This is a genomic window from Baekduia sp. (assembly GCF_035318805.1).
Lineage (GTDB): Bacteria > Actinomycetota > Thermoleophilia > Solirubrobacterales > Solirubrobacteraceae > Baekduia.
The window spans coordinates 1-6,336 of sequence record NZ_DATHDY010000108.1 but is presented as its reverse complement, the minus strand read 5'-3'; the positions used below and the strand labels follow the sequence as shown (position 1 = coordinate 6,336).

At 73.1% G+C, this 6,336-nt stretch carries 6 protein-coding genes; 3 read left to right on the top strand and 3 right to left on the bottom strand.

Translation table 11 applies throughout. From position 1 onward, the window contains the following. The 3 genes from VK501_RS22335 to VK501_RS22325 all read left to right on the top strand — a co-directional run. Window positions 1-1,081, top strand: a 1,081-nt coding sequence (locus VK501_RS22335; protein ID WP_324341372.1) for a TGS domain-containing protein, incomplete at its 5' end; no start/stop codon positions are given. Window positions 1,082-1,118: 37 nt separating this feature from the next. Beyond that, window positions 1,119-2,255: a M24 family metallopeptidase gene (locus VK501_RS22330; protein ID WP_324341371.1), complete on the top strand. Its 1,137-nt coding sequence runs from the start codon at window positions 1,119-1,121 to the stop codon at window positions 2,253-2,255. A 44-nt stretch (window positions 2,256-2,299) separates the two neighbouring features. After that, window positions 2,300-3,772, top strand: a complete 1,473-nt coding sequence (locus VK501_RS22325; protein ID WP_324341369.1) for a hypothetical protein — start codon at window positions 2,300-2,302, stop codon at window positions 3,770-3,772. A gap of 81 nt (window positions 3,773-3,853) precedes the next feature. Here VK501_RS22325 and VK501_RS22320 read toward each other — a convergent pair whose 3' ends face one another. From VK501_RS22320 to VK501_RS22310, 3 genes are all read right to left on the bottom strand, one after another. Next, window positions 3,854-4,486, bottom strand: a complete 633-nt coding sequence (locus tag VK501_RS22320) for an MSMEG_1061 family FMN-dependent PPOX-type flavoprotein (protein ID WP_324341367.1) — start codon at window positions 4,484-4,486, stop codon at window positions 3,854-3,856. 58 nt (window positions 4,487-4,544) lie between these two features. Continuing rightward, entirely contained in the window at window positions 4,545-5,534 is a 990-nt protein-coding gene (locus VK501_RS22315; RefSeq protein ID WP_324341365.1) for a diacylglycerol/lipid kinase family protein, read from the bottom strand. 328 nt (window positions 5,535-5,862) lie between these two features. After that, the coding region (locus VK501_RS22310; protein ID WP_324341363.1) for a CorA family divalent cation transporter at window positions 5,863-6,336 on the bottom strand (474 nt) is incomplete at its 5' end.

The following is a 6,336-nucleotide window of genomic DNA, read 5'->3' as shown; positions in this document are numbered from 1 at the left end:
TGACCCCAAGGAGTTCATGGAGACGCTCCGCGTCGACCTGTTCGACGAGGAGGTCTTCGTCTTCACCCCGAAGGGCGAGGTCAAGTCGATGCAGTCCGGCGCGACGCCGCTGGACTTCGCCTACGAGGTCCACACCGAGGTCGGCCACCGCTGCGTCGGGGCCAAGGTCAACGGCAAGATCGTCCCGCTGAACTATCAGCTGGCCTCGGGCGACATCGTCGAGATCCTGACCTCCAAGCGCGACCGTGGCCCGTCGCGCGACTGGCTCGCGCTGGTCAAGACGACGCGCGCCCGCAACAAGATCAAGCAGTTCTTCAAGGCCGAGTCCCGCGACGACACGGAGCACACCGGCCGCGAGCTGCTGCAGGAGCACCTCAAGAAGCAGGGCCTGCCGCCGCAGAAGATCGTCAGCTCGCCGCTGCTGGCCGACGTCATCCGCGAGATGGGCTTCCGCAAGGCCGACGACTTCTACATCGCGCTCGGCGGCGCGAAGATCTCGCCCAAGGTCGTCGTCAACAAGGTCATGCAGCGCCTCAAGCAGGGCGAGGCGGCCGAGGACGATGCCGATCCCGCCGAGACGCTGGTCAGCACCCGCCGCGCACGGCGCCAGCCGACCGGCAAGGCGGGGTCCTACGGCATCCGGGTCGACGGCGTCGAGGACGTCCTCGTGCGGCTCGCCAAGTGCTGTCGCCCGGTGCCGGGCGACCCGATCGTCGGCTACGTGTCGCTCGGGCGCGGCATCACGATCCACCGCGACGACTGCCCGAACACGATGGCGCTGCGCAAGGATCCCGAGCGGTTCGTGCGCGTCCACTGGGAGGGCGACCACCAGACGGCGTTCCGCGTCGAGCTGCAGGTCGATGCATGGGATCGCCACCGTCTCCTCGAGGACCTCTCGCGCACGTTCGCCGAGGCCGGCCTGAACATCGTCGAGGCGCGCTGCATCGTCAGCTCGCCGATGGTCCAGAACCGCTTCGTCGTCGAGGTCCCCGACACCCAGGGCCTCAAGCAGGCCGTCAACCGCCTGCGCAACATCGAAGGCGTCTTCGACGCCTACCGCATCACGCCCGGCTCGGGCTAGTCATACGCCATCGGCGATGCCCGATAGGCTCGTGGCGATGCCCGATCTCCTCCTCTTCAGCGACACCGAGAGCAGCCCCGCGCTGCGCCACGAGGTGCCCGTCCTCATCGGCGATCCGTTCCTGTACGCCGAGGTCGACGGCCGTACCACGATCCTCACCGGCGCGCTCGATCGCGACCGGATCGTCGCCGCTCGGCCCGACGCCGCGATCATCGACTTCGCCGACGTCGGGTTCTACGAGCTGCTGCGCGGCGGCCAGTCGCGCGACCAGATCTTCCTCGAGCTCGTCTCGCGCGCGGTCGCGCAGATCGGCGTGCGCGCCGCGATCGTCGATCCCGAGTTCCCCGTCGCGGTCGCCGACCGCCTGCGCGCCGACGGCGTCCAGCTGACGCCCGACCACGAGGCCGTCGCGCTGCGCCGCCGCGTGAAGTCGCCCGCCGAGCTGGCCGGCATCCGCCGTGCCCAGAAGGCCGCCGAGGCCGGGATGGCCGCGGCCGCCGCCGTCCTGCGCGACGCGGTGCCCGAGGGCGACAAGCTCGTGCGCAACGGCGCGCCGCTGACCGCCGAGGACGTCCGCGCCGCCCTGCGCGAGGCCTGCGCCGCCGCGGGGGCGCCGGCGCCCCGCGAGGTCATCGTCGCGTCGGTGTGGCAGGGCTTCGGCCACGACCCGGGCTCCGGCCCGCTTCCCGCCGACCTGCCGATCCAGATCGACCTCTGGCCGCGCGACGAGGCATCGGGCTGCTGGGCCGACATGACGCGGACGTTCGTGGTCGGCGACGTCAGCGCGCCGGTGCGCGCCCAGGAGGCGCTGGTCAGCAAGGCGTTCACCAAGGCGCGCGAGGCGGTCCGGCCCGGCGTGACCGGCCGCGAGCTGCACGCGCTGACCTGCGACATCTTCGAGGCCGCCGGGCACCGCACGCAGCGCACCGGTCCCGGCGACGATCCCAACGAGGGCTTCCAGTTCTCCCTCGGCCACGGCGTCGGCCTCGCCATCCACGAGGATCCCGGCCTCGGCCAGCTGGGCCGCTCGCCGCTGGTGGCCGGCGACGTCATCGCCGTCGAGCCCGGCCTGTGGGAGCGCGAGATCGGCGGCGTCCGCTACGAGGACCTGCTGCTGGTGACCGAGGACGGCTGCGAGGTGCTCACGCAGTACCCCTACGACTTGACGCCGTAGGCGAAGGGAGCAACTTCTCGTCAGGCGGCCCGTTGAAGCCGCCGATGCTGACTCGCCGGCTGCCCCTCGCGCTCCTCGCCCCCGTCCTCGTCGCCGCCCCGGCCGTGCCGGCGGCCGCCGCGCCGCTCGCGCGCGTGCCGCTGCCGCTCACCGGCGAGGTCGTGCCCAGCTCCTTTCTCGTCCGGGGCCCGGTGCTGGCCGGCGACACCGTCGTGTTCGGCGCGTCGGCCGGCACCGGCACGCCGGCGCGGATGCTCGCCGTACCTGCGGCCGGCGGGCCGGTGCGCGAGCTGCCGGGACCGTGGTCGCGGCTGAGCGGCGGTGGCGCCGGCATCCTGGCCCGGTCCGAGGTCGTGACCGCCGGTGGCGAGGACCGCAACCGCCCGGCCTACACCGCTCGCGAGACGCTGATGGCCGGACCGGTCGACGGCCCGGCGCAGACGCTCGGGACGTGCATCGCGCCCGTGGCGGCCGACGGTGCGCGCGTGGCCTACGCGACCGGCGACCACTGCGACGTCATCGCCGTGCGCGACCTCGTGGCCGACCGCGAGATCGCCCGCTGGCCCGCCGGCGACGGGGCTCGCCTGACCGCCACCGACGCCGGGTTCCGGCTGGCCGGCGACCGCGTGGCCTGGAACGTCGATGCGCCGGGCGGGACCTCGAGCGTCATGGTCGCCGACGCGGTCACCGGCGTGGCGCGGCGCGAGCCGAAGCCAACGGACACGCGGTCGTACGCCCTTGCGCGCGACGGCACGCTCGCCTTCCTGCGCAACACGGGGTTCCAGGAGGACTGGAAGCACCGGATCGTCCTCCGCGCGCCCGGGGGCGCCGACCGCGAGATCGCCGCGTGGTCGGCGTGGGGGACTGGTATCTCGCTGCTCGCCTTCAGCGGCGACGAGCTCGTCGTGGGCCTCCGCCAGCAGGCTCGCGCCGTCGAGCACCGCGCGGCCGCCGACCGGCTCCTCGCCCTCGCGCCCGACGGTGCCGTGCGGACGCTCCTGCGCGCGAGGCCGCCGGCCGAGGTCGACCACGCGCACCCGGGGCAGGAGCTGGTCGGCGTCGATGTCGAGGACGGCCGGATCGCCTGGATGCTGCGCGATTGCGACGAGGCGGCGGTCGGGGCCGCCGCGATCGCCGACCTCCCGGCCGGTGGCATCGACGCCACGGCCCCCGAGCACTGCCCGCGGCCGATCCTCGAGCGCACGACGCTGCGGCTCGACCGCCTCGCGCGGACGACGGTCGCGGTGCGCTGCCCGGCCGCGTGCTCGGGCACGCTCACGCTGACCGGACGTTCCTCCTCCGGCAGCGAGTACGCGGTCCACCCGCTCGCGCAGCGGCCGTTCTCCCTGGCCGCCGGCCGCCACCGGCTCCGGGTCCTGGTGACCGACGAGGACCGGGCGTGGGTCGCCCGCGGCGTCCGTCACGCCCGGCCGGCGCAGCTGGCCCTCGTCGGCACGACCGGTACGCGGCCGAGCAGCCGGCTGGCGACCATGCAGGTGATCGCCGACAAGTCCTAGGGGAACCTGGCCCAGAGGGCCAGGTTCCCCTGCGGGGATTCGCCCAGGGGGCGAAACCCGCGGCGGGTTAGGCCCACGCTCCTAGGCCAGGCGCGAGCGCAGCGCCTCGGCCAGGTACTCCTCCTCCTCGGCCAGCGTGCGCTGCGGGTCGCGCAGGTGGGCGAGCATGACCTCGGCGGGGGAGGGGACCGTGGCGAGGTCCGGCCAGGTGGTGGGATCCCAGAGGCGCGAGCGGATGAAGGCCTTCGGGCAGTGTGCGTAGACCTCGTCGGCGCGCACGACGATCGCCGTGCGCGGCGGCCTGCCGACCGCGCCGGCGGCGCCGAGGATCGCGGGGTCGGCGGTCACGCACGCGCGCCCGTTGACCCGCAGCGTCTGGTCGCGGCCCGGGATCAGGAAGAGCAGCCCTGCCCGGCTCGTGGCGATGATGTTGGTCAGCGTGTCCAGGCGGCGGTTGCCGGTCGCGTCCGGGATCGCGAGGTGGTCGTCGTCGAGTACGGCGACGAAGCCGGCCGGGCCGCCGCGCGGGGTGACGTCGGCGCGGCCGCCGGCGTCATGGCTGCCGATCACGCACAGCGGCGAGGCGGCGATCAGCGCCCGGGCGGCGCCGTCCAGGACGCCGACGTCCTTGCTCCACGCGCGCTCGGTCGCGGGCGCGTAGTGCTCGCCGAGCTGGTCGGGGCTCGTCAGGGCGCCGGCGAAGGGATCGTCCATCCCGGCAGCACAGCAGGCGTGGCGGTCGGACGCAACCTCCGATCGCACCGGCCACGCGCTACGAGACCACGTGCAGCGGCGCCTCGTCGACGCCGTAGACGGCCTCGGTCACGTCGCCGATGTAGTCGCCGTCGACGTGCAGCGGCACCGCGCGTCCGTCGGTGCTGCGGATGACCAGCTCGCGGACGCCGGCGAAGCCGTCGACCTGGCGGTGGCGGGCCAGCTGGGCTCGTGCGGAGAACAGGCGGTACAGGACGCCCGGCATGACGGTGGGGCGGGTGCTGCGCAGCATCACGCCGGCGAGCGTCGGCTCGGTGAGCGTGGCGCCCTGCGCGGCGTGGATCGGGATGCGCCGGAAGTAGGTGTAGGGGTCGCCCTTCTGGACCAGCGCGGTGACGCCGGCCAGCGGCGCGCCGCCGTCGGCGATCGCCTCCAGCCGCGGCGCGCGCGCGACGTACTTGCCGAGGAACTCGCCGAAGCCGGCGTAGGCGAAGTAGTACGGGCCGAAGCGCCGCTTGAGCTGCGGATGGGCGTCGACGCGGGCGACCACCGAGGCGTCGAGGCCCAGGCCGCTGGAGAACAGGAAGCGCCGCTCGTTGACCATCGCCATGTGGACCTCGCGCGGGCGCCAGTCGTCGGCGATCCGCAGCAGGTGCTCCGTGGCGTCGACGATGTCGTTGGGGATGCCGAGCATCCGCGCGTAGACGTTGGTCGAGCCGCCGGGCAGGCACGTCAGCGGCGTGGCGGAGCCGCGCAGTCCGTTGGCCGCCTCGTTGACGGTGCCGTCCCCGCCGAAGGCGACCACCACGTCGTAGCCCTCGCCGGCCGCCTCGCGCGTGAGCGCCGTCGCGTGGTCGCGGGCCTCCGTGTCGACCGCGTCGACCTCGTAGCGACCCTGGAGCGCGTAGACCACCAGGTTGCGCAGCCGGTCGGAGACCGTCGTCGCGTAGGGGTTGACGATGACCAGCATGCGCTTGCGCTCGGTGGCGGCGTTCAGCGCGAATTGGTCGCCGAGAGCTTCCAGCGACGAGACGGAGGCGGCGGGCACGAACCTCCCTACACCGCTTCGGGGTTCGGGTCACACCGCCGGCGGTTCGGTCAGCCACACCCCGAAGACGCCGGTGGCCACCACCGACACTCCCCCGGTCGGGGGACAGAATCCCCGGCGTGACCTCCCTGCGGAACTCCCACCGAGAGCTTGTCGCCCTCCTCCTTGTGGCAGGTTCCATCTTCGTGGCCGCAGAGAACGCCGACGCCGCCAGTTTGACGACAGCGCCGCACAACGGCGGGGCAGGCATCGGCTACCAGTCCGTGCCCTAGGGCCGGTCGCGCTCGCCTGTCCCTCGGGATCGGGCGAGCGCGGCTGGCGCGCGCGGCTACAGCCAGCCGCGCCGGCGGAACCACCAGACCATGCTGACCAGCACGACCAGCATGAGCCCGAGGATCGCCCAGAACGCATGGACGGTGCCCTGACCCGGGACGCCGACGTTCATGCCCCACACCGACGCGATGAGCGTCATCGGGAGCATGATCACGCTGAACGCGGTCAGCACGCGCAGCACGTCGTTGAGCCGGTGCGAGAGGACCGACTCGTTGGTCGTCTCCAGCCCCTCGATCACTTCCTTGAAGTTCTCGAGCATGTCCCACACCCGCTCCGACGCGTCGTTGATGTCGTCGAAGTAGATGTCGAGCTCGCCGGTCACATAGCGCTTGGTGCGCTCGAGGTCCTTCAGCGCGGTGCGCTGCGGCCGGACGATCTTGCGGAAGTTGATGATCTCCTGCTTGGCGTTGGAGAGGTCGCGGACGATCTCCCGGTTGGCCTCCTCGTCGAAGATCGACTCCTCGAGGCG